This window comes from Nannocystis pusilla, from assembly GCF_020073745.1.
Lineage (GTDB): Bacteria > Myxococcota_A > Polyangia > Nannocystales > Nannocystaceae > Nannocystis > Nannocystis radixulma.
In genome coordinates this window covers 51755-74438 of the sequence record NZ_JAIRAU010000009.1, presented here as the reverse complement: position 1 = coordinate 74438, position 22684 = coordinate 51755, and the positions used below count along the sequence as shown (strand labels likewise).

Here is a 22684-nt window from a genome sequence, read left to right as displayed (position 1 = left end):
CGTACTTGTCGTTCGCGTCGCGCAGCACGAACCACCCGCGCACCGCGGGCGCCCCGGTGGCATCGTCGGCCGGCGCCGAGTAAGCGCCGGTGTACGTCTTGCCGCGCGTGCCCTCGTCCTCCCACGTCGCGCTGCCCTTGGCGATCCCGCGCAGTTCCAGCACCTGGTCGCGCACCGCCGTGGTCGGCGCGTTCGGGTACTCGAAGAAGCCCACGGCCGCGTACGCGAGCGGCTGCCCGCAGCTCGTCGCCTGGTCGGGCGCGACCGCCTGGGCGTAGAACGGGTTCTGCTCGGCCAACTCGACGCCCTTCGGCATGCGCACCAGGATCCGCGTGCCGAACAGCGCGGTCGGGGTGTCGGCGAGCGCCGGCTGACACGGCGGCGGTCCGGCCGGCGCAGCTCCGGCGCCGCCCTCGCTCGCCGCCGCACCGCCCGCGTCGACCCGGCGGGCCGGCTTGCCCTGAGGACCTGTCCCGGAGGACATGTTCCCCGAGCCAGTCGCGGCGCTGGCGCTCACGGCACAGCCGGCGAGCGGGGCCCACGCGAGCGCGAGGGCGAAGGACAGGACGACGCGCGACATCGAGATCTCCTTGGCGTGTCGGGCCCGCGGCCCGACGTGGCGCGATCAGACCGCGAGCGGGCCGCGAAGTCAATCCACGCGGGCGCCTCGACGCGGTCGCCGACCTCGACCGCGCGGCGCTGGCGACCACGACCCCATGCCCGGCGTTCACGGCCGCCGAACCCGTCTCGCCGCAGGCGCGCGCCGCTCGACCCCGGCGAACGACGTCCTCGCCGCGGCGCGATCGCCTGCGCCGCCGTTGCGACGTCCTCGCCGCCCGCGTCCGGCGATCGACCTCCCCACCGCGGCCCACGTCCACCGAACCTCCGCGCACCGCCTCCATCGATCGACCTCCTCGCCGCGGCCGCCTGTCTCGCAACCTCTTCCTTACGCGCTCGCCTTCATCGACATCCTTGTCCGCAAGTCTGCGCTCGCATGGCGCCACAGGCTCGCGCGATCCGAGTCGCTGCGACCAAACGACAAGCGGCCCCGCGCAACAGCGCGGAGCCGCCGGCTGGCGTCGGGAGGACGCTCAGCTCACTTGCCCTTCTTCTTGCCGCTCGCGGGCGGCGGCGTGGGCTCCGGCGCCGGGGCGATGTTCGGCCCGATGCGGAGGCGGTTGCCCGACTCCTGGAAGGTCTTGGCGAGCGCGTTCCAGGCGTTCGGATGGGTCTCGAGCGCGTACCAGAACGTGTAGCCGGCCTTCTCCTTCAGCACGAACCAGCCCTTGATCGGCGGGTTGCCCTTATCGTCCTCCGGGATCGAGTACGAGCCGGAGTAGTCGCGGCCCTTCTCGGTCTCGTCGGCCCAGGTGACCTCGCTCGGCGGGACGGCGCGTGCGGCCTGGATCGTCTCGTCGCGGACCTGCTTGATGTTCTTGGCCGTGTCGGCCTGGAAGTAACCGAGGCCGGCGAAGCTGATCACCGCGTCGCACGTCGACACGGTGTCCTTCGTACCGATGCGGGCGAAGAACGGCGTCTCCTCGACCAGGTCCATGCCCTTCGGCAGGCGCAGGATCACGTTGTCGGCGAACACCGCCTTCGGCGTGTCGCCGACCTCGGCGTCGCACACCTTCTGCGAGGCATCGGACTCACCCGCGCCCGTATCACCACCGGCCTCGCCGCCGGCCTCACCACCCGCCTCACCGCCGCCGGAATCACCACCTCCGGCGGATGCACCGCCGGCGCCGGTCTCGCCCGGCGGGGTCGTGCCGTCGGGGGTCTTCTTGCCACAGCCAGCCGACGCCAGACCGAGCACCAGGACAGGAACAGCCAGAGTTCGAAGCAGCATCACGTTTCGGGTTCTCCTCTGAGAGGCCGGCACGGTAACACAACTCCAGCCCCGGCGCCTCGTCCGCGATATGTCACGCACCAGTCGCGACTTCGATGTGGCGGTTCCGCACATGCAGCGAAAAGCCTCTCTGCCATGAAATCATCGAGTTCCGGCGGCGCCGCGCGACAGGCCCCTGCGCTGTGTTTTAGCGCCATGGCCGATCGCACCTGTTCGATCGCACAGGCGAGCGGCGCCAGCTCCGCCTCCGTACAACGCCGGCTCGCGGCATCTCTTACGCCGCCGTCAGTTGCGCTGGCGCACAGCTTCGCGGCGCGCGGGCATCAGTCGGACCCTGTCCCAAAGCGCAGGCTGTAGAGCGCCACGCCGAACGCCACGCTCACGTTGAGCGACCCCTTGATCCCCAGCATCGGCAGCGCCAGCACGCGCTCGCAGCGGGCCAGGATCCGCGGATCGACCCCCGACACCTCGTGTCCGACCACCAGCACGATCGGCGGCCCCGAGCGCTCGTGCAGCGCCTCGAACCACGGCGTCGCCCGTGGTCCGCCCTCGAGCGCCCACAGCCGGCAACCCGCGTCGACCAACCAGGCCGCCGCCGCCGCGCCGTCGCGGTGGAGCGTCCACGGCACCGTCTTCTCGGCCCCGAGCGACGTCTTCGCCATCGTCGGGTGATCGGGCGTCGGCGTGAACCCGGCCAGGTGCATGTGCGCGACGCCGGCCCCGTCGGCGGTGCGGAACATCGAGCCGACGTTCTTCAGGCTGCGGACGTTGTCGAGCAGCGCCTGCACCTCCGGCCCGTTCGCTCGCGCCGGCGCGCGCGCCTCGTGGCTCTCGTAGGGCTCGGGGTCTGCGGCCGTCGGTCCGCCGCAGTGCGGACACGACTGACCGAGCGGGCTGTCTTCGGCCACCGGGAAGCGGAGACGACAGCTCGCGCGCTCGCACTGACGGGCGATGAATCGGGTCACCGGGCGGCAGGGTAGCAGCCGAAGCCCGCGACCTGCTAAGGTGTCGCGTGCGTGGCGTACCGGGACGATCGTGAGGCGCTGCTCCTGCAGCTCGCCGCGCTCGAGCAGGAGAACGAGCGGCTGCGGCGCGAGCTCGCCGAGGCCGACGCGCGCGCCCGCGGCGTCGCCGACGACACCCGCGAGCGCCGCCGCTCCGGCGCCCACAAGGCCTGCGTCATGTGCGGCGGCGTCACGCTGTTACCCGTGGCGATCTTCGCCGGCCACGACACCCGGGCGCCCTTGCCCTTGCACATGAGCACGTTGCGGTTCACCTCGCCGAGCGGCGGCTTCACCCACTCCGCCCCGGTCCACTCGCTCGCCTGCTCCACCTGCGGCTTCCTCCACAGCTTCATCGACATGGCGGATCGGTCCGCAGGGGGCTGAACATCCGGCGGGGACGCCGGCCGGGCGGATCCGAGCTACCATCGCCGACCTCTGCAGCCATGCCCGCCGGCACCACGACTCGACCCCGCAAGCTCGCCGTCTTCGGCGGCGGGCTCGGCTCGCTCAGCGCCGTGTTCGCCCTCACCGAGCTGCCGAACTGGCGCGACCGCTTCGACATCACCGTCTATCAGATCGGCTGGCGCCTCGGCGGCAAGGCCCGCAGCGGCCGCAACCTCCGCGCCCACGCCCGCAGCGAGGGCCTCGGGCATCACGTCTGGTACGGCTGGTACGACAACGCCTTCGCCCTCGCGCGCCGCGTCTACGCTGAGACGCGCAAGCCGCCCGGCGCTCCCCTCGCCACCTTCAAGGAGGCGTTCAAGCCGTGCGACACCCTGCTCCTCGGGACAGGTGACCGCGCCGACCGCGTCCCCCCGTGGACCATGACCTTGCCGCGCGGCGACGGCCTGCCGGGCGACGGCGCCGCGCAGCCCAGCGTGTGGCAGTTCGCCCAGACCTTGTTGCTGTGGGCCATCGACTGCATCCCGCGCCTGCACCCGCAGTTCGCGACCTGGGCCGCGATCGTCCCGCGCTGGCCTGACGCCTCGCGCGCGCTGCTCCCCGCCTTGATCCGCCGCGCCGGCGGCCAGGGCGTGCGCGCCTACGACGGCTTCGACCCGCAGAGCCCCGACTACGACCTCCTCCTGCGTCGCGCCGCCGCCGCCGTCGACGGCGAGGACGCGCCCCGCACCTCTCGGCAGCGGCGCGCGTGGGCCCAGCCGCTCACCCACTGCGGCGAGCAGAGCCTGCGCGCGCTCGTCGGCCTCGGCGCGCGCGAGCACCACCCGCAGTTCACCGCCATGGTCGACCTCGCGCTCGCCACCGTGCGCGGGATCCTCCACGACGGCCTCGACCGCGCCGGTCTCTCCGCGATCGACGATCAGGACCTGCGCGCGTGGCTCCGCCGTCACGGCGCCACCGAGGAGTCGCTCGCCAGCACCGTGCTCGTCGCCCTCTACGCCGACCACATGTCCTATGAGTCAGGCGACGTCGAGCGCCCCTCCGGGGCCGCGGGCGCCCTGCTGCGGGCCGCCCTGCGCCGCTACCTCGCGTTCTCCGGCGCGCTCTACTACACCCCCGCCGCCGGCCTCGGCGAGGTGCTGTTCGCCCCGCTCTACCGCGTCCTCCGCGACCGCGGCGTCGCCTTCCAGTTCTTCCACAAGCTCAAGCACCTCTGCCCTGACCCGCGCGGCTCGGGCGTGTCCGCGGCCGTCATCGGCCGCCAGATCGAGCTCGCGCCCGGCGTCGCCGAGTACGAGCCGCTCGTCAAGGTCAAGGGCCTGCCGTGCTGGCCGAGCCGCCCGCTCTACTCGCAGATCGTGCTCGGCGACGATCCGGTGATCCAGGCCATCGACTTCGAGGCCAACGAGTCGCCCGAGGTCGAGGAGGTCGTGCTGCGCGTCGGCGTCGACTTCGACGACATCCTGGTCGCCATCCCGCCGCCCGCGCTCGCCGGCGCCGCGCGCGAGCTGGCCGCCCGCGAGCCGCGCTGGCAGACCATGCTCGAGCACACCCACTCGATCGCCGCCATGGGCGCCCAGCTGTGGCTGTCGCCGACCTGGGCGCAGCTCCTCGGCGGCAGCCCGCGCGCCGGCGCCGGCGACGTCGTCCGCACCGAGCTGCCGCGCTGGGCCAACCTCTCCACCGCCGCCGCCTACGAGGGCTGGCCGCGCGAGCACTGGCCCGGCGCGATCGCCTCGCTCAGCGGCCCGCGCCGCGATCGCGCCGCCGACGGCAGCCGGGAGCCCGTGCGCGACCTCGCCGAGACCTGGCTCAAGAGCCATCCGCGCGCGCTGTGGCCCGAGGCCTCGCTCGTCGGCACCGACGAGTTCAATTGGGAGCTGCTCCTCGATCCGCAGGGCCGCGCCGGCGAGCATCGCCTGGCCGCCCAGCACTGCTGGTCGACCCAGAACGCCAGCGATCGCCAGATCGTCACCTTGCCCGGCGATCCGCGCCACCGTCTCGGCGCCGGCGACAGCGGCTTCCGCAACCTCTACCTCGCCGGCGACTGGGTCGGCGGCGCCCTCGACCTCGGCTGCGCCGAATCGGCGGTCATGACCGGGCTGCAGGCCGCGCGCGCCCTCAGCGGCGAGGCGATCACGATCCACGGCGAACGCGACCGCGTCGACCTCGAGTGATTCTCCGGGGCTGCGCCGCGACAGCCGCTCGCGGCAAGATCGCGGCGCCTCGCGCGAGCGAGCGCTCGAGCCCCGCGTCGATCGCTCCAGCGTCCACGCCCAGGTCGGCGGCGACAGCTTCGACCCATCCGCCCCATACGGTCGAAGACCGCGGCGAGCGGCCGATGGCCGCCTCGGCGCCGTTCCGTGCCCCACCCGGGCCAGGGCCCCGTGCGCGGCGTCCCTCGTCCGGCGGCGCGCGGCTCGGACCGCGATCGGCCGAACACTTTACACCTCGTCGCGCTCGGTTGATCCTCGGACTCGTGCGCTGTCTTTCCGTCCTGGTCGCGCTCGCGCTCGCGCTGCCGACCGCCGCGGCCGCCGCTCCCGCGCGCAGCATCGGCGACGAAGGTCTCACCGATCCGCGCAAGCGGCAGATGCCCGCGCGGCACCGCCTGCGGATCGCCATCGTCGCCGACTGGGTGCGCGCCAGTCAGGCGTGCGACGACAGCCCGAAGCGGTGTCAGCGGTTCCACTTCGCGCCGCTCCTGATCGACTTCGCCTATCAGGTGCAGTTCCTGAAGTACGCCATGTTCCGGCCGAGCGTCGGCATCGGCTACAACGTCGGCAACTCGCGCAACGCCATGCCGGCGATCTTCCAGCCGAGCCTGTTCGCCGGCTATCAGGGCAAGCTGTTCGGCGCCGCCGCCGGCTGGAGCTTCATCTTTCCCTTCCCGACGGTGGCCAACCAGACCGACGGTCACCAGGGGCTCGCACAGCCGGCGCTGTGGGGCAATCACGCGCTGCAGCTCGAGCTCTCGCTGACCAGCCGGCTCGACCGCGGCGCGCTCAACTTCGGCCTGCGCGTCGGCGGCATGAAGACGCACCTCATCCATCTTAACCTCGACCTCAAGCGCTGGTATCCGATCGTCAGCTTCAGCCTCGGCTGGTTCTTCGAGGTCGGCGCGCGGAGAAAACAGCGCTCGGCCGCACCGTGAGCAAGACCACGCGCATCTCTGCGCCTACGCTCGCCACCTGACGCAAACCCCCGTATCTTCGTCGCGCGCGCGCGACGACGCCGCGGAGGGTTCATGAGCAACAATTCGTCCCGGTCCGAGCGGGCGCTGATGAAGGGCGCCCGGGCCGACGTCACCGCAGCGATCGGCAACACCCCGATCGTCCGCCTCAACCACGTCACCGAGGGGCTGGCGTCCGAGATCTACGTCAAGCTTGAGATGTTGAACCCCGCCGGTTCGATGAAGGACCGGGTCGCGCTCAACATCATCCGCGACGCCGAGACGCGCGGCATGCTGCAGCCCGGCGGCACGATCGTCGAGGCCACCAGCGGCAACACCGGCGCCGGCCTGGCGATGGTCGCGGCCACGCGGGGCTACAAGTGCATCTTCGTCATGCCCGACAAGATGTCGCGCGAGAAGATCGACAACCTCAAGTCGTACGGCGCCAAGGTCGTGCTGTGCCCGACGGCCGTCGATCCGTCCGACCCGCGCAGCTACTACTCGGTCTCGCGGCGGATCGTCGAGGAGACGCCCGGGGCGTTCTACGCCAACCAGTACCACAACCCCGCCAACCCCGAGGCGCACTACCTCAGCACCGCGCCCGAGCTGTGGGAGCAGACCGGCGGCGAGTTCGACGTGTTCGTCTCGGGCATGGGCACCGGCGGCACGCTGTCGGGCTGCGGGCGCTACTTCAAGGAGAAGAACCCGGCGGTCAAGATCGTCGGCGTCGATCCGGTCGGCTCGCTCTACTACGAGTACGTCAAGACCGGCCGGCTCACCAAGCCCTTCAGCTACTACGTCGAGGGCATCGGCGAGGACTTCCTGCCGTCGACGATGAACCTCAACATCCTCGACGAGATCGTCCAGGTCGACGACAAGGAGTGCTTCATCATGACGCGCGACCTCGTGCGCCGCGAGGGCATCTCCTGCGGCGGCTCGGGCGGCGCCGCGGTGCTCGGGGCCATCAAGTACGCGCGCACGCTCAAGCAGCCCAAGCGCCTGCTGGTCCTGCTGCCCGACAGCAGCACCAAGTACCTCAGCAAGATCTTCAACGACGACTGGATGCGCCAGAACGGCTTCCTCGACGAGGACGAGGCCAGCGGCTACGTCGCCCACATCCTCAAGCGCAAGCCCGGGCGCACGATCACCGCCACCCGCGACACCTCCGTGCGCGTCGCCATCCAGACGCTCAAGGAGAACAGCATCAGCCAGCTGCCGATCCTCGACGAGCACGGCCGCCACTGCGGCATCGTCAGCGAGCTCGACCTCCTCAACTTCCTCGTGCGCAGCGAGGGCCGCCTCGACGAGCCGCTGGCCGACCTCGTCAACAGCGACTACGCCACCGTCACCCCGCACACCCGGATCCAGCTGCTGCGCAGCATCTTCAACGACGCCAAGGTCGTGTTGGTCACCGAGGGCGACCGCCTGCTCGGCCTCCTCACCAAGATCGACCTCATCGACTACCTGGCCTCGCAGCAATAGCCCAAAGGACATGTCCGAATGGCTGTCTACGACCCCGCCTCCGATCACGTACCCGCCGGCGCCCGCTTCGAGACCCTGGCCATCCACGGCGGCCAGCACCCGGAGCCCGTCACCGGCGCGGTGATGCCCCCGATCTTCCAGACCTCGACCTACGCCCAGCGCGGCCCCGGCGAGCACAGCGGCTTCGAGTACAGCCGCACCCACAACCCCACGCGCTACGCGCTCGAGCGGGCGCTCGCCTCGCTCGAGGGCGGCCACTACGGCCTCGCCTTCGCCTCCGGCCTGGCCGCCACCAACACCGTCCTGCAGCTGCTGAACGCCGGCGATCACGTGGTCGCCGGCGACGACATGTACGGCGGCACCTTCCGCCTGTTCGACAAGGTCCTGCAGCGCCAGGGTCTGCGCTTCAGCTACGCCGACCCGACCGACCCGAGCACCTTCGCCGCCGCGATCACGCCGCAGACGAAGCTCGCCTGGCTCGAGACCCCGACCAACCCGATGCTCAAGCTCGGCGACGTCGCCGCGATCGCGGCGCTGTGCCGGGCCAGGGGCGTGCTGCTCGCGGTCGACAACACCTTCCTCTCGCCGGCGTTCCAGCGCCCGCTCGAGCTCGGCGCCGACATCGTCGTCCACAGCACCACCAAGTACATCGGCGGCCACTCCGACACCGTCGGCGGCGCCGTCGTCTGCCGCGACTCCGGCGTCTACGACCGCCTCGCCTTCCTGCAGAACGCCGTCGGCGCGGTCCCCAGCCCGCACGACTGCTTCCTCACCCTGCGCGGCCTCAAGACCCTGGCGCTGCGCATGGAGCGGCACGCCAGCAACGCCGCCGCGATCGCGGCCCACCTCGAGCGCCACCCCAAGGTCGAGCGCGTCATCTACCCGGGCCTCGAGAGCCACCCGCAGCACGCCCTCGCCCGCCAGCAGATGCGCGGCTTCGGCGGCATGATCTCGATCTACCTGCGCGGCGACCTCGAGGCCGCGCGTCGCTTCCTCAAGGCCGTCCGCGTGTTCACCCTCGCCGAGAGCCTCGGCGGCGTCGAGAGCCTGATCGAGCACCCCGCGATCATGACCCACGCGTCTGTCCCCAAGGACACCCGCGATCGCCTCGGCATCGCCGACGGCTTCATCCGCGTCAGCGTCGGCGTCGAGCACGTCGACGACCTGATCGCCGACCTCGACCACGCCCTCGCTACCGTCTGACCCGGCCGCTCTCGAACGGGCTGTCTTTCGAGACAGCTCGTTCGCGTCTGCACCGCCCGCGCGAGTGAGCCGTCCTCGGGTCGGCGCGCTCGCCTCGCGGCCGAGGGCGCCGCTCCGCTCGGACTGCCTCTCGGGACAGCGGAGTCGCCTGGCGCCCCAGACACGTCCGCGCCTGCCGCGACCGGCTGTCTCTCGGGCCAGCCTGCTCAGCTCGCGGTCGGGTGCGCGCGCAGGTATTCGCGGGTGAACGCGTAGTTGTCGGCCATGCTCTTCTCGATCTCGCCGAGCAGGTACGCCTCGAGCTTGCCGCCGACCAGGGGGATCCGGGCGTCGCAGTGACCGCGCCAGACGCGACGCAGCTGTCCGCTGGGCAGGGTGTCCCAGGTGTACTCGCCGCCGTAGTCGACCAGGTTGCCGATCACCGGCACCTGGATCGTCACGCTGTAGCGGCGCAGCGCCGCGTTGAACTCGCCGGTCTCGGTGACCGTGGAGGTGCCCTGGAACAGCCGCTTGAGCGCGCCCGGCAGCTCGCGGTCGGCGACCAGCTGGAGCTTGCGGCGCACGATCAAGCTCGGGCCCTCGCCTTCGCGGTGCAGCTCGCGCTTCACCACCTTGAGGCGCACGCGCTCGTACAGCCCCCTGGCGTAGTCCTCGTCGAAGAAGAACACCTCCCACAGCCGCTCCGGGGAGGTGTCGAACACATGCTCGATCGTATGCCGCACGGCGGCCAGTGTAGGCCGCCGACGGCCGCTGCCACAACCGCGCCGCGGGGAACTGTGCTCCGGATCGGGCCCGATCCGCCGGGGTCCGGCGAAGCGGGCCCGGGGCGCTCAGCTGGTCGGCTCGGGCGCCTCTTCCTCGGCGGGCTTCGGCTCGTTGGCGCGGAACTTCCAGCTGAACGTCGCCTGGCCGTCGCGCTGGTCGACCGGGTCGAGGATCAGCCCGTCGATCGCGTCGACGATGCACTTGCTCAGCGAATCGGGCGCCTTGGTGCGGGCCTTGTCGGCCTCGACGCTGATGATCTTCCCGGTCTTCTTCTCGACCGTGAAGTTGACCACGACCTCGCCGTCGGTCTTCGGGTCGGTGGTGAGGGCCACGTCGTAGCAGTCCTTGATCGCCTTGTTGCGGGTCTCGAGGAGGCTGCGGGTGTCGTTCTTGTAGGTCTCGGCGTCGCGGGCGACGCAGGTGCACCCCGGCACGACCGCGGACACGGCGACGAACAGAAGGCTCAACATCGTGCTCTTGCGCATCACGAACTCCTTATCTTCGCAATCTCGCGGTGTGACTCACTTGGCGGGCGCGGGCGGCGGCGGCGGCGGTGCGGCCCCGTCGGCCTCGGTCTTGGTCTTCTCTTCGATGACCGTCTTCTCCCCCGACTCGGGGTCGATCGCCACGCGCTTGCGGGTCACGTCCTGTTCGACGATGTTGAACTCGACGCGGCGGTTGTTCTCCTTGCCCTCCTCCGTCGACTCGTCCGACAGCGGCCGCTTCTCGCCGAAGCCCTTGGCCGTGAACATCTCCTTGGGGAGCCCGCCCTTCTTGACGAGGTACTCCATCACGGCCTTGGCGCGCTTGTCGGACAGCTTGAGGTTGTAGCTGTCGCTGCCCTCGCTCGAGGTGTGGCCCTCGATGGCGATCTTCTTGATGTGGGGGTTCTCCTTGATGACCGAGATGATCTCGGTCATCAGGCCGTCCGACTCGGGGCGGATGGTCGCCTTGTTGAAGTCGAACTCGATCTTCTCGTTGATCTTGATCCGGTTCTCCTCGACGACGACGCGCTTCGGCTTCTCCTGCACGACCTTCGGCTTGGGCGGCGGCGGCGGCGGATCGCCGACCACCGACAGCGCGGACGCGTCTTCGAAGACCGTCGGGCCGCAGGCCGCGAGTTGGGCGGTCGCCGTGAACGCGAACGCAGCGACGAGCGCGAACTTCAGGCCCGAGCGGCCATGACGGAAGTTCCGGCGATGGGGGTTGAGTGCGAAAAGCATGAGGGGTCTCCCGATCGATGGATAGCGAAAGCCCCCGTCCAGCACGGGTTTTTCGGCCGTGCGGGTGCCTTCGCGGGGGGCATTTTGAACACATGTCATCGCCGGTGCAACGAAATGACTCGCCCGGATCCAGGCCCGCGAGTAGCCTTGTCGCATGCTCTCGCCCCTGCGGCGCGTCCCCATCGGCCTCGCGCTCGTCGTCGTCACCCTCCCGGGCCGTGCCGGGGCCGCGCCCGCGTCCGTGCCGGTCCAGCGGCCCACGAACGGGGTTTCGGGAACCACGGCGACAGCGCCCACCTCGCCCGCGCCGGTGCCTGAAACGACCGTCCCGGTCGATGGCGTGCCGGCCTCGCCGAGCGAAAGTGGCGCGAACCCGCCCCAGACTCCTGCAGAACCTTCTTCAGCCGATCCCGCTTCGGCGTCGCCCGCGCAGCCGGTCGAATCCGCAGGAACCGGGGGGACTCAGCCCCCAGGTCTCGCCGAGCAGATGCTCGGTCCGTCGGTCAATCAACACCCGGAGAAGCGGCCGAGCAAACCGGTGCTGACCGAAGCGGAGGCCGCGGCCGCCGAGGACGCCGCCATCGCGGCCGTGTACCGCGACATGTATCGACCCAAGCACAACCCGGGTCGGTTTCACATCCTCGCCCGCGCCCAGTACAGCATCGGCAGCGCGTTCAACGGCACCATGTCCGGAAGGACAGGTGGTGCCCAGGTCGACATCGGCCAGAGCTTCAACTTCATCGGCTACGCGCTCACGCTGCGCGGCGAGGGCGGCGTCATCGACTACGGCGGCCCGTCCAGTCGCACCCAGATGACCGGCCTGCTCGGCGGCGGCCCCACTCTTTCGCTCGGCCGGCTCGGCATGTTGCAGCGCGGCTACATCGACTTCCGCGTCGGCTATGACTTCTTCGTCGCCCCCGCCCGCGAGCGCCTGCTCGAAGGCGGCGCCGCTCGCCTGCCGGCCCAGCTGCCGCACGGACCGCGCGCGCAGCTCAACCTCGGCCTCATGCTCAGCCCCGACCGCTCGCGCAAGATGTTCCACGGCGTCGGCCTCGGCCTCGGCTATCAAGTGCTGGTCGGCTCGTTCCGCGGCGACCTGCCGCCGTCGCAGTTCCTGCAGTTCGCCCTTCACTACTCCGCCGGCTGAGTTCACCACCCGGCCCGCCGGCCCAGGCCTCGCTCGCGCGCGTCGCCATCGCAGCGCTCGCCCGGTCGTTCAGCGGTACAGCCCCGCTCGCGTGGCCCGCGACAGCCCGCCCTCGAAGCGCTCGAGCCCCGCGCGCAGGTGCGTGATCATCCGCTCGATCCGCGCCGATTCCTTGCGAGCCACCGCGCTCGTGCGGCGGAACGCGTCGCGCTCCTCGATCGCCCCACGGACTGTCCCGACGGACAGGCCGAGCCCCACCAGCGTCTCGCGGTCGGCCTCGGGCAGCGCCTCGACGGTGCTCAGCCAGTCCCACACCGCCCGGCGAGCGTTGACCAGCGCGACGTCGACCTCCTCGAGCCGGTCGAGGTCCGAGCCGTCGCCGACGTCCACGCGGGCGAGCCACGGGCTGCGATCGGCGGCCTGCCAGGCGCGCGCCGCCTGCAGCGGCTCCTCGAGCACGGTCTGAAGCAGACGTGTCTCTTCGAACAGGTGCGCGAGTGCCGGCGTCAGGTGGTGCATGGTCGGCGCCGGCGGCTCGGACATCTCAGCCAGGGCTCGCAGCTCGCGGTCCAGGTTGACGTGCTGACGTCGCGCCTCCATCAACGCCCCGAGCGGGCGTCGCAGCGACACCCCGATCATCAGCACGAACGCGCAGTAGACGACGAGGACGAGCACGGACCCGTCACATGTGCTGCAGCACGCGGGCCTTCTGCTGCGCGAACTCCTCGTCGGTGAGCAACCCGGCGATCCGCAGCTCGTTCAACTTCTCGATGCGAGCGATGACCTCGTCGACCGCCGCGCCGCCGCGACCGGCCGCGGAGGCCTCCTGTCCCGAAGGACCTGTCCCCGAAGCCACCTGCCCCGGCTGCGTGCCCGGCGGGTAGACGCCCGGGTACGCGCCGGGCGGGTACGGGTAGCCGGGCTGCGGATAGCCGGGCTGCGGATAACCGGGCGGGTACTGGGCGTGGTTCGGCGGGTAGTAGGCCGGCGCGGGCGGCAACATGTTGACCACCACGGGCGCGCCGCTCAGCGCGTTCCCGCCGTTGTAGCGGCGGTTGAACTCGTCGCGGTCCATCAGCGCGAGGATGATGAACTCGAAGAACGCGATGATGGCCGGGATCAGCGTCCACGCGAACGCGAGGTAGACGATGCCCGCGCCGACCTGCCCGAGGTAGAACTTGTGCGCTCCCCAGCCGCCGAACAGCGGGAAGGCCAGGATCGACGCGATGTTCTTGTCCTTCATCCTTGCCCCTTCACCTCGCCCTCTTGGGCTTGCCGCTCCGCGAGCGTGGGTGACCCCAGCACCGCGTCCTGGTTGTCTGCCAAGGTGTACACCCACTCGCCGGTGTCGAGGCTGAGGTCCTCGACGACCTCGCCCTGTTCTTTCATGTGCACCAGCGTCGACACCAGCGCCACCTGCGTCCACTTGAGCTCACTCTTGATGCGCTCGAAGGTCGTGGGCCCCGCACCGCGCAGGATCGCCCGCACGCGGCGGCTGCGCTCGGCGATCAGCGACGGATCGACGTGGGCCGGCAACGCCGCCGGGCTCGCGGCGCCCGCCGAGCTCGACCGTTTGGCGAACCCCAGCACGGCCAGCCCCGCCCCCGCCGAGAACAGCAGGTTGGTCAGCACGAGGCCGAGCACCGAGAACGGGAACAACCCGAGAGTGATCGCCCCGAGCACCATGCACGCCGCCCCGCTGCCGAGCAGCACGTTCCACGGCGTCGACACGCTCCCCACGGTCCGCGTCGCTATCGCCACGGGCGCGACCTGCGGGGCGACCCCTGCTCCGGCCTGGACGATCTGGACCCGGCCGTGCTCGACGACCAGGTCGACCTTCTGCGCGGTCATGGATCGTACAGTAGCATCAAGCGATCAACCTGGGTCGTCATGGACGCTGGGGAGGCCGTTCTTGGCCTCCTCGGCGGCCGGCGTCTCGGCGGCCGGCGCGGCGTCGGCGTGCTCGTCGCCGTCCCCGTAGAGATCGAGGACCACGTCACCGGTCGGCAACGCCGCGGGCTCCGCGGTCTCGATCGGCTCGGTGCCGGCGATGAAGTACTCCTCCAGCACGTCCTCGGGCTTGGCGTCGGCCGGCGCCAGCAACCCGGTGCGGCGGTCGATCGTGCGCACCTGCACCGACGCCGGCGGCACGAACGGCAGCGGCGGATGGTCGGCCTCGGCCGCCTTCATCGCCGCGATCCAGATCGGCAGCGCCGCCTTGCCGCCGGTCTCGCCCTTGCCGATCTTCTTCGGCACGTCGAACCCGACCCACGCGACCGCGACGTGACGCGGCGTGTACCCCGCGTACCACGCGTCGCGGTGCTCGGCCGAGGTCCCGGTCTTGCCGGCCGACGGTCGACCCAGCGCGCGCGCGGCCTTCGCGGTGCCCTCCTCGACCACGCTCGTCATCATCGAGGTGAGGATGAAGACGATGTCGTCGCGCAGCGTTTGCTGCGGCGCGCGCTCGGGCGTCCACGCCGGCTCGCCAGGGATCTCGATCTTGCGGATCACCGCGGGCTCGAGCCGCGAACCGCCGCGCGCGAGCGTGAGGTAGCCGGACAGCACGTCCAGCGGGGTCAGCTCGCTGACCCCGAGCGCGAGCGCGAGGTTGCTCGCCAGCTCGCCGCGGATCCCGGCCGCCCGCGCGAAAGTGTGCGCGGCCTCGAAGCCGATCGCGTCGAGCAGCTTGATCGCGATCGTGTTGACCGAGTGCGTGAGCGCCACGCGCAGGCGGATGTCGCCGCGGTACTCGTCGGCCTCGAAGTTGGTCGGCCGCCACTTCTCGTAGATCTCGGGCGAGTCGTTGACGAGCGTCGCCGCGGTGTACTTCTCGGTCGCCAGCGCCGCGCCGTACACGAACGGCTTGAACGACGAGCCCGGCTGGCGCCTGGCCGCCGTCGCGCGGTTGAAGTCGCCGCGCTGGTAGTCCTCGCCGCCGACCATCGCCAGCACCTCGCCGGTGTCGACCGCGGCCACCAGCACCGCCGCCTGCGGACCCGAACCGATCTCGCCCTGCGCCGGTTGCTCGCCGGTCGGCAGCGTCAAGAGGCGCACCATCGCCACGCCGCCGGGCGGGAACTGCTCGTCGAGCGACAGCTTCGGGTCGTCGTAGCGCGAGCCCTCGCGCACCTTCACGAGCACGCGCGCGTCGCCGACCAGGACCACGAACGCGTCCGCCGGCGTGCTCGCGTCGCGCGGCTGGATCAGCCCCGGCAGCACCGCGCCGACGTGCAGCGGCACACGGCCCTTCTCGAGCACCCTCGGCTGCTGCTTCTCGGGCGTCGGCTTGATCTTGTGGCCGTAGCCCTGCCGGCGATCGAGCGCGACGAGCCCCTCCATGAGGCCCGCGTGGGCCGTCGCCTGCAGCTTCAGGTCGACGGTCGTGGTCACCGTCGCGCCCAGGCGATCGAGCCGCTCCTGGCCGTACATGGCGATGAGCTTCTCGCGGGCCGCGTCGACGAACTCCTGCGCGCCCGGGACGACCACCGCGTCCTGCGTCTGCGGGCTCAGCTCGAGCGGCCCCTGGATGAACTTGTCGGCCTCGACCGGCTGGACCCACCCGTGCCGCACCATCTGCTGCAGCACGTACACCTGGCGCTCCTTCGAGCGCTGCGGGTCCTTCAGCGGCGACGACTTCCCGGGCGCCTTCGGCAGCGAGGCGAGCAGCGCCGCCTGGCCGATGTTGATGTCGCGGACGCTCTTGCCGAAGTAGAACCGGCTGGCCTCCTCGATGCCGTAGCGGCCGTGGCCGAAGTAGATCTCGTTGAGGTACAGCTCGAGGATCTCGCGCTTGCTCAGCGCGCGCTCGAGCCGTCGCGCGAGCAGGATCTCCTGGATCTTGCGCTCGAAGGTCCGCTCCGGCGACAGCAGGAAATTTTTGACGACCTGCTGCGTGATCGTCGACGCGCCCTGGCGGATCTCGCCGGCCTCGATGTTGCTCAGCATGGCGCGCACCATGCCGAGGTAGTCCATGCCCTCGTGGTTGTAGAAATCGGCGTCCTCGGCGGCGAGGAACGCGTTCTCCACGTGCGCCGGGATGTCCTCGTAGCCGACCAGAGTGCGCCGCTCGCTGAAGATCTCGCCGATCACCACGCCGTCGCGCGCGACGATCCGCGTCACCTGCGGCGGCCGGTAGTCGCGGATCGCGGCGACGTCGATGCCCTCGATCCCGCGGCCGTAGTACCAGAACACGCCGGCCACCGTACCTGCCCCGAGGACCATGCCGGTCCCCGCCAGGCCGAGGCACCACAGCGCGACCTTCCGCAGGCGCGAGCTCCTGGGCCGCGGCGCCTCGCTCACGACACGAACCTCCCGCTGCACCTGTGCTGAAACCTGAACATGGGACCCGGGGCCTGTCCAAGCACGACGCCCGCCACCCTGTCAATCACCCGGCGTCCCGGGGTCTGCGACGCCCGGCTCCGCCCCCCGGCGTCGACCCCGCCTCCGGGTCGGCGCCCGGCGCCCCGGCCCGGCGCAGGCAAGTGCATGTCTGAAAAATCATGTTCGATAGGACAGGTCATGATCACCAGCCGAACTTGCCCGCGACCCCGAGGAGCATCAGGCCGCCGCCGCCGACGAACCCGCCGGCGGGCTGCCGCGCCGTCGCCGGCTCCATCGGCGCGCGGCGGACCTGGTACTGGAAGCCGGCCTGGGCGAACACGTCGAGCCAGCGCAGCACCGGGACGTTGAGGTCGAAGCGCGCCAGGCTGCCCGCCGGGTCGATGATGTCGAAGCCCAGCTTCCCGCGGTGCGCGTGCAACAGCGACAGCTGCACCACCTCGAGATCGATGCCGAGCCGGGTCTCCCAGGTGTGCCCGAGCGGACCGGGCCGATAGCGATAGCCGGTCTCGAAGAACGCGCCGTCGTCGTGGGCGAAGCGGATCCCGCCGTACCCGCCGACGCCGGCGAGGTTGTTCTGCAGCACGAAGCTGTACTTGGGCAGCGCGGTGGTCCCGAAGTCGGGCGGCAGGTCGCCCGGGTAGGCCACGAACTGCGCCTGCATGCGCTGCATCGTGTAGAAGACGTCGAAGTAGGTCGGGTCGTAGCCGCGATCGCCGACGGTGAGCTCGGCGACGACGCCGAGGCGCGCGCGCCGGCGCCGACCGAGGATGAATTCGGTGTCGAGGCCGAGGTGCATGCCCTTGCCGAGCCCGGGCATGAGGTTGAGGTCGAGGTACGGCGTGACGAGGAAGCGCCAGCGATCGGTCCACCGGTAGCTGAGGTCGACGCCCATCGCCATCGCCCCCAGCGAGCCGGAGGTCTGCAGCCGGTTCTTGTTGTCGACGGCCAGCGCGTCGGCGCGACCGTCCCACGCGACGAGGGTGCGTGGCGCGTACGGATCGCCGAACACCGAGAACCCGAGCGCGGCCCCGGCCCAGTCGGCGGCGATCCGCGTGCCGAAGATCTGCTGCCCGGCGAGGTCGCCGGCCACGAACGCGATCTCGGCGCCCGCGGGGTGCTCGAGCAGGAGCCCCTCGATGCGCGCGTCGAGGTCGACCCCGCTGCGCCGGCGATCGAGATCGAGGCTGTTGGCGTAGCCGCGGACCAGGCTGCCGTGCCCGACCTGGACGCGCTGCAGATCGCCGACGCGCAGGTCGATCAGCACCCGCCCCTCGCGCCCGAACACGTAGTCGCCGCTGTACTGCAGCCGCTGCAGGATCGCCAGGTAGTCGCCGGCCTCGTCCCACTCGGTGTTGCGCACCACCGGACCCTGCTCGGGCTGACGGTCGTACATGCGCAGGCGGATCGGCGCGCCGAGGCGCAGCTGCACCGGCGCGATGTCGCGGAGGTCGAGGCCGAACGACGGCTCGGCGCTGAAGATCGGGTCCTCGGCGACGAAGCCGAAGCCGGCGCCGAAGCGGATGTCGCCGTGGACCTTGCGCACCTGGTACTCCGGCGGGCGCGGGCTGGCGTCGGCCTCGATCAGCACCTCCTGGGCCGACGCGTCGGCTGCCCGAAAGGACATGCCCGCAAAGACAGCCAACCCGAACGCGCGACGGATCACGGCTGCCGCCTCGCCTTGCGCCCGGAGTCGCCCTCGTCCAGCCCGCCGATGACTTCGAGCGTGGCGTCTTCGAAGCCGGCCTTCGGCGGGCGCTGCTTCGGCCGTCCGCCGGTCGCGTCGGCCAGCGGCTCGGCGTCGATCGACAGATCGACGATGTCCGGGCCGTCGTCGAGCAGGCCGGTCAGCGAGCGCTGCTGCGACGACGCGGTCAGCAGCCGCTCGACTTCGGCGAGGCACTCGCGCCTGCTCGTCAGATCGGTCGCGTCGAACACCACACCCTCGTCCTTCCACTGCTCGAACGTCTCGGGGTCGAGTCGACCGCGCGAGTGCATGATCGCCAGCAATCGCTTGAGCTTGGCCTGAAACGCCGGCGACGGCGCCCCCTCGCAGTAGTGGACGTGGCGGCGCACCGGGCTCGGGAGCATCAACGCGAGGTAGGCGGCCTCGGGCGGCGTGAGATCGGCCGGCGCCTTGGCGAAGTAGTGCGAGGCCGCGCGCGTGATGCCGTACACCCCGGGCCCGAACTCGATCACGTTCAGGTACAGCTCCATGATCCGCTGCTTGCTCAGCGACTGCTCGACGTACCAGGTCAGGACGACCTCCTGCAGCTTGCGCGACAGCGTGCGCTCGTGGCTGAGCAGCACGTTCTTGACCATCTGCATGGTGATCGTCGACGCGCCGAGGCGGACCTTGCCGGCCTCGAGGTTGCTGCGCAGCGCGGCGCGGAACTGCGAGGTGATGAAGCCCTTGTGCTTCCAGAACCCGCCGTCCTCGGTCGTCATCACCGCGGCCAGCACGTAGGGCGAGATCTGGTCGAGCGGGGTGTAGTCGGTCGAGCCCTCGCTGACGTCGACGGAGCGCTCGGAGCCGTCGCGCATCAGCACCCGGTGCACCAGCGGACCGTTCAGCCGCGCGGCCGACACCAGCTCCGGGACCTTGACCGGCTTGCAGGTCTCGGGCTTGAGCTTGGCCGACAGCACCAGCGCGTCGAGGTCGCGGAAGTCGACGTCGGCGCTGATCTCGAACTCGAAGTCGCCCTTGAGCTCGAAGCCCTGCAGGCTGGGGACGAGCTCGGCCGGGATCGCGCTCAGGAACTCCTGGCAGCGCACCTTCGGCATCGTCAGCTCGGCGCGGTAGTGCCGGGCCGTCGGATCGTCGGCGTGGACGAACTCGCCGGACAGCGCGAGCTTGACCGGCCCGCGCTGCAGCGTCGCCTGCTCGATCTTCACGATCCGCGAGCGCGGATCGACGTCGGCGGTCAGCGCCAGCGAGAACCCGAGGTCGCGGACGGGCTGGCGCGCGAGCAACGGGTGGTCGACGTTGATGCCGGCGATCGCCAGATCGCCGACGAGGCTGGCCTTGCCGTCGGCGAACGCGACCTTGAGCTCGCCGCCGATGGTCGCCGACTCCGACTCGATCACGGGCAAGCGCGCGAGCACGTCGGGGACGCGGCCGAGCTTGAACGCGTCCATGTTGAGGTCGACGGTGCCGTCGCTGAGATCGCGGGCGACGTCGCCCCTGAGCGCCCACAACGGCGCCGACGCGTCGCGCTCGACGTCGCCGGTGATCTCGTCGGAGAAGCCGCCGGCGAGGTCGACCAGCACCCGGCTGGCCGCGGCGTCGGCGAGCGTGACGGTCCCGCGGATCTCGGCGACCGCGATCTGCGGCGTGATCGCCGTGGCCGCGCGATCGACCGCGACGGTCAGCGGGAACGCGGCCTCCAGACCTGTCCCTTGCGACAGGTCGATCGTCGTCGCCAGCTCGGCGGCCCGCAGCGTCCGCTCGCCGATCGACGCCTCGACCTCCGCGAGCTTGAGCGCGGCTGTCCGCTCGGACAGCCGCGCCTCGGTCGTCGCCACCCCGCGGAGGGACACCGGCCGGCCGCCGAGCTCGTCGCGGAGCTCGACCTGCAGGCCCTTGAGGCTGGCCTGCGGCGGCACGAGCTTGAAGCGGGCCTCACCGCCGTCGCGGGGCGCCGAGAGGCGAGCGCGGAGGTCTCGCGCGTAGTCGCGGAGCGCCCCGCCCTCGCCCGTCAAGCGCCCGCCCGTCGCGTTCACGCGATCGACGACGACGCGACCGGACCACAGCTCGTCGCGGATGATCGCCACGTCGATGCGATCGACGGTGAGCGACGAGCCATCGGCGAACGCGAGCTCCACGCCCTCGACCACCACGCTGTCGAAGTCGACCACGTCGAACCGCGAGATCGTGACCGGCACCCCGGCGATCCGCTGGATCCGCTCGAGTGCCAGCTCGTGGGCCCAGGCATCGCCCCAGCGGGGGAACGTGACGACCGCGCCGGCGAGCCCGAGCAGCACCAGCGAGCCGACGATGCCGCCGACGAGCGCGACGCGGCGCCAGCGAGGCCTCGGGCTCTTCGTGGGCTCAGGGGGAGTCATGGCCGAACGCGCAGGGGCGGCGAAAAGGCGGCTCAGAGTACCGCCCGCTGGCGCTCCGAGCAAACGAGCGGACGCCGCGGAGCGCGGTGACGCCCCGCGGTCGGAGGCGGCCTCGCGCGATCACGCGGCGTCGGGCGCTTCAGCTCGGCTGCTTACCACACTGGATGGCGAAGAAGATCTTGCCTTCGAGGTGGCGCACGCCGCCGACCAGGAGCAGGCCGTTGTCGTCGATCGCGTAGTCGGTGTCGACGAGCGGCGCGTCGCGTCCGGGAGCGAGCAGGTTGGCGTGCAGCTTCAGCTTGCTGTTGGCCTCGCCGAGGAGGCTGAGCTTGAGCTGGAACCCGGACTTGAGCGCCGCCAGCCCGGGCTTGTCGATGGCGAGGCGCAGCGACTTGGTCTCGAGCAAGCGGAATCCCTTGAACGCCGCGAACTGGTCGTCTCGCAGCTGCTCCTCGAGGAACTTGAGATCCGCGGGGATCGTGCCGTCACCGTCCTTCTGGACCAGGACCGCGGTGACCTTGCAGGCGACGGCCTGGACCTCGGCGGCGTGCGCCACGCCCGGCACGAGGTACGCGCTCCCGACAACGCCGGGGAGCAGGACAGCAACGACGGTCGTGGCCAACAGCCGCTTCGTGGTCGAGGTGTACATCATAAGGAACGCTCACTGCTGCTAGGGTCGTCGTCGGAGATCCAGATCACGGTCGTCGTGTTGCGCTTGCCCTCGATCTCGCTGATGCGCCCCGACTTGACGCCCCAATCGATCCGTTGAATGTGGGCAGGGCCACCGTTGGGCGCGGGCAGCACCACGTCGGTCTCTTCGGCCGCGGGCCTTGAGCTGTCCGCAAGGACAGGTTGCTCGGGCGTCGGCTTCGACGCCACGACCGGCGCGGTATTCGTCGGCGTCTCGACAGCGCCGCGGCCGCCCCACAACACCGCGACCAGGCCCGCCACCGCCGCCGCCGACGCCACCGGAACGAACACGGGGCGCAACGCGCCGCGCAGGCGCGTCCACAGCGAAGGCGCGGGTTCCGGCGCCTTCTGCAAACGGAGATCTCGGTCGAGGGTGCGCTCGATCTCGTCCCAGATCTGTTCGAAGCGCGCCTCCGGCACCTTGGCCGCCTCGGCCTCGAAGCCGGCGACCATCGCGCCCTGGAGCGCCTTCAACCCGGCGACGTAAGCGCTGGCCTCCGGGTTGGTCGTGAGCAGCCGCTCGACCTCCGCGCGCTCGGGCGGTGAAAGCTCGCCGTCGAGGAAGGCGTGTAGCTGCTGCAGCGTTTGCTGCTGGAGTGGCTGCGGGTCGGAGTGCGGCTCGGTCATGGCAGCATGGCCTGTGGTGCTGGGACGCGTTCCGCGTCGGAATCTTCATCGGCTCCGCCGGTCGGGCCGCTCGGCACGTAGCCCAGCCGCTCGGTCAGGAGCCGCTGCATGTTGCGCCGGGCGTGGAAGAGGCGGCTCATGATCGTGCCCTTCGAGCAGCCCATCGTGCGCGCCATCTCTTCGTAGGACATGCCCTGGAGCTCACGCATCACGATCACGGCGCGGTGCTTGTCGCTGAGGTGCTGGAGCCCGTCCTGCACGGCCTCCAGGATCTCGCGGCGCTGGACCAGGCTGGCGGGATCGCCGAGGCCCGACGGCGGTACGAACGCAGTGTCACCGTCGTCGTCGTGACGCAACCCGTCGTCGAACTCGAGCTCCTTGTGGCGGCGGTTCTTGCGGATGTGATCGATGCAGAGGTTGGTGACGATCCGGTACAGCCACGTGTAAAAGCTCGAGTTGCCCTCGAAATTGTGGAGGTAGCGGTGGACCTTGATGAAGCTCTCCTGCACGACGTCGAGCGCGTCTTCCGGGTTGCGCAAGAACCCGTAGGCGATCGAATAGACCTTGCGCTGGTAGCGCTGCGTCAGGAGGCGGAAGGCTTGCCGGTCGCCCTGGCGACACGCTTCGACCAGTGCTTGGTCGTCGGCTTCTGGAGGAACCACGTGAGCGTCCTTCTACGGGCGCGCGGCCGCCCTATTCAGGGCGCGGCGAGCGCGC

Annotated in this window: 20 protein-coding genes and 1 pseudogene; 6 read left to right on the top strand and 15 right to left on the bottom strand. The window is 70.9% G+C overall.

Features of this window, described 5'->3' with window-relative positions; all coding sequences use genetic code 11:
- The 3 genes and pseudogenes from K7C98_RS11460 to K7C98_RS11450 form a co-directional block, all read right to left on the bottom strand.
- Nucleotides 1-580, bottom strand: a pseudogene (locus K7C98_RS11460) (hypothetical protein); the annotation flags it as partial.
- A gap of 516 nt (nucleotides 581-1096) precedes the next feature.
- On the bottom strand, nucleotides 1097-1849 hold the full coding sequence (locus K7C98_RS11455; protein WP_224191647.1) for a hypothetical protein: 753 nt from the start codon (nucleotides 1847-1849) through the stop codon (nucleotides 1097-1099).
- Between the two features lie 323 nt (nucleotides 1850-2172).
- The gene (locus K7C98_RS11450; RefSeq protein ID WP_224191646.1) at nucleotides 2173-2814 is read right to left on the bottom strand and encodes a TrmH family RNA methyltransferase; all 642 of its coding nucleotides are present in this window, start codon (nucleotides 2812-2814) and stop codon (nucleotides 2173-2175) included.
- A 51-nt stretch (nucleotides 2815-2865) separates the two neighbouring features.
- Here K7C98_RS11450 and K7C98_RS11445 point away from each other — a divergent pair, with 51 nt between their 5' ends.
- The 5 genes from K7C98_RS11445 to K7C98_RS11425 all read left to right on the top strand — a co-directional run bounded on the left by K7C98_RS11445 (nucleotide 2866) and on the right by K7C98_RS11425 (nucleotide 9112).
- Entirely contained in the window at nucleotides 2866-3237 is a 372-nt protein-coding gene (locus tag K7C98_RS11445; protein ID WP_224191645.1) for a hypothetical protein, read from the top strand.
- A 59-nt stretch (nucleotides 3238-3296) separates the two neighbouring features.
- A complete protein-coding gene (locus tag K7C98_RS11440) occupies nucleotides 3297-5432 on the top strand; it encodes an NAD(P)-binding protein (protein WP_224191644.1) in 2136 nt (711 codons plus the stop codon).
- A gap of 302 nt (nucleotides 5433-5734) precedes the next feature.
- Nucleotides 5735-6409, top strand: a complete 675-nt coding sequence (locus K7C98_RS11435; protein WP_224191643.1) for a hypothetical protein — start codon at nucleotides 5735-5737, stop codon at nucleotides 6407-6409.
- A 93-nt stretch (nucleotides 6410-6502) separates the two neighbouring features.
- Nucleotides 6503-7909, top strand: coding sequence for a pyridoxal-phosphate dependent enzyme (locus K7C98_RS11430; RefSeq protein WP_224191642.1), 1407 nt, complete (start codon nucleotides 6503-6505; stop codon nucleotides 7907-7909).
- 18 nt (nucleotides 7910-7927) lie between these two features.
- Nucleotides 7928-9112 (top strand): cystathionine gamma-synthase, encoded by a 1185-nt coding sequence (locus K7C98_RS11425; RefSeq protein ID WP_224191641.1) that lies wholly within the window; start codon nucleotides 7928-7930, stop codon nucleotides 9110-9112.
- Between the two features lie 206 nt (nucleotides 9113-9318).
- On the opposite strand, the gene K7C98_RS11420 is transcribed toward K7C98_RS11425, so the two are convergent.
- The 3 genes from K7C98_RS11420 to K7C98_RS11410 form a co-directional block, all read right to left on the bottom strand.
- Nucleotides 9319-9834: a DUF2505 domain-containing protein gene (locus K7C98_RS11420; RefSeq protein ID WP_224191640.1), complete on the bottom strand. Its 516-nt coding sequence runs from the start codon at nucleotides 9832-9834 to the stop codon at nucleotides 9319-9321.
- Between the two features lie 108 nt (nucleotides 9835-9942).
- Entirely contained in the window at nucleotides 9943-10362 is a 420-nt protein-coding gene (locus K7C98_RS11415; RefSeq protein ID WP_224191639.1) for an AgmX/PglI C-terminal domain-containing protein, read from the bottom strand.
- 36 nt (nucleotides 10363-10398) lie between these two features.
- Nucleotides 10399-11100: an OmpA family protein gene (locus tag K7C98_RS11410; RefSeq protein WP_224191638.1), complete on the bottom strand. Its 702-nt coding sequence runs from the start codon at nucleotides 11098-11100 to the stop codon at nucleotides 10399-10401.
- A 487-nt stretch (nucleotides 11101-11587) separates the two neighbouring features.
- Between K7C98_RS11410 and K7C98_RS11405 the strand changes: the two genes are divergently transcribed.
- Nucleotides 11588-12247, top strand: a complete 660-nt coding sequence (locus tag K7C98_RS11405) for a hypothetical protein (protein WP_224191637.1) — start codon at nucleotides 11588-11590, stop codon at nucleotides 12245-12247.
- Nucleotides 12248-12316: 69 nt separating this feature from the next.
- On the opposite strand, the gene K7C98_RS11400 is transcribed toward K7C98_RS11405, so the two are convergent.
- The 9 genes from K7C98_RS11400 to K7C98_RS11360 all read right to left on the bottom strand — a co-directional run bounded on the left by K7C98_RS11400 (nucleotide 12317) and on the right by K7C98_RS11360 (nucleotide 22629).
- Complete coding sequence (locus K7C98_RS11400) at nucleotides 12317-12922, bottom strand: hypothetical protein (RefSeq protein WP_224191636.1); 606 nt, start codon at nucleotides 12920-12922, stop codon at nucleotides 12317-12319.
- A 7-nt stretch (nucleotides 12923-12929) separates the two neighbouring features.
- Nucleotides 12930-13490, bottom strand: coding sequence for an NINE protein (locus K7C98_RS11395; RefSeq protein WP_224191635.1), 561 nt, complete (start codon nucleotides 13488-13490; stop codon nucleotides 12930-12932).
- Nucleotides 13487-14098, bottom strand: coding sequence for a hypothetical protein (locus K7C98_RS11390; RefSeq protein ID WP_224191634.1), 612 nt, complete (start codon nucleotides 14096-14098; stop codon nucleotides 13487-13489). Before K7C98_RS11390 ends, K7C98_RS11395 begins: the two co-directional genes overlap by 4 nt.
- Before the next feature lie 24 nt (nucleotides 14099-14122).
- The gene (locus tag K7C98_RS11385; RefSeq protein WP_224191633.1) at nucleotides 14123-16546 is read right to left on the bottom strand and encodes a penicillin-binding protein 1A; all 2424 of its coding nucleotides are present in this window, start codon (nucleotides 16544-16546) and stop codon (nucleotides 14123-14125) included.
- A gap of 223 nt (nucleotides 16547-16769) precedes the next feature.
- A complete protein-coding gene (locus tag K7C98_RS11380; protein WP_224191632.1) occupies nucleotides 16770-18212 on the bottom strand; it encodes a hypothetical protein in 1443 nt (480 codons plus the stop codon).
- Nucleotides 18213-18247: 35 nt separating this feature from the next.
- Nucleotides 18248-20650, bottom strand: a complete 2403-nt coding sequence (locus tag K7C98_RS11375) for a biosynthetic peptidoglycan transglycosylase (protein ID WP_224191631.1) — start codon at nucleotides 20648-20650, stop codon at nucleotides 18248-18250.
- 139 nt (nucleotides 20651-20789) lie between these two features.
- Nucleotides 20790-21299 (bottom strand): hypothetical protein, encoded by a 510-nt coding sequence (locus K7C98_RS11370; protein WP_224191630.1) that lies wholly within the window; start codon nucleotides 21297-21299, stop codon nucleotides 20790-20792.
- Nucleotides 21299-21967 carry an anti-sigma factor family protein gene (locus K7C98_RS11365; RefSeq protein ID WP_224191629.1) on the bottom strand — a complete coding sequence of 223 codons (669 nt, stop codon included), beginning with the start codon at nucleotides 21965-21967 and terminating at the stop codon, nucleotides 21299-21301. The genes K7C98_RS11370 and K7C98_RS11365 overlap by 1 nt, the downstream gene beginning before the upstream one ends.
- Complete coding sequence (locus tag K7C98_RS11360; RefSeq protein WP_224191628.1) at nucleotides 21964-22629, bottom strand: RNA polymerase sigma factor; 666 nt, start codon at nucleotides 22627-22629, stop codon at nucleotides 21964-21966. Before K7C98_RS11360 ends, K7C98_RS11365 begins: the two co-directional genes overlap by 4 nt.
- Nucleotides 22630-22684: the final 55 nt, after the last annotated feature.